The sequence below is a fragment of the Burkholderia sp. KCJ3K979 genome (assembly GCF_016759955.1).
GTDB classification, from domain to species: domain Bacteria; phylum Pseudomonadota; class Gammaproteobacteria; order Burkholderiales; family Burkholderiaceae; genus Burkholderia; species Burkholderia orbicola.
This window is the reverse complement of record NZ_JACFYV010000473.1, coordinates 1-452: the sequence shown is the minus strand read 5'-3', so window position 1 is coordinate 452 and position 452 is coordinate 1. Positions and strand designations below refer to the sequence as shown.

Genomic DNA, 452 nt, shown 5'->3' with positions numbered 1-452 from the left:
ACCTGGGAAGGTGTTCTGAACTACTACAAAGAAAACGAAGCTTACCTGCAAGGCCAGCTGGGCAACCCGAAAGGCGAAGATCAGCCGAACAAGAAATACTACGATCCGCGCGTATGGCTGCGTGCCGGTCAGACTTCGATGATCGCTCGTCTGGAAAAAGCATTCCAGGAACTGAACGCGATCGACGTTCTGTAAGATATTCCTTTCTGCTTATCTCAAGGCCCGCTCTGCGGGTCTTTTTTTCGCCAAAAGCAAGGTGATACAGATGAGAAATCTGTGATCTATTTGGCAAAATTATGCTTTATTGTTTACCCTTGTCAGACTGCCCGTCATAAGGCGGCGGAGTGTATTTCTCCATTTTGAGTCAGTTGAAAAGGAATATTGAATGGAAGATTTGAATGTTGTCGATAGCATAAACGGCGCGGGAAGCTGGCTGGTGGCTAACCAGGCGC

General features: G+C 47.8%; 1 protein-coding gene. It reads left to right on the top strand.

The features are described from left to right. On the top strand, positions 1-195 hold a 195-nt coding region (locus H3O04_RS35695; RefSeq protein WP_202589550.1), incomplete at its 5' end, for a hypothetical protein. Positions 196-452 lie beyond the last annotated feature (257 nt).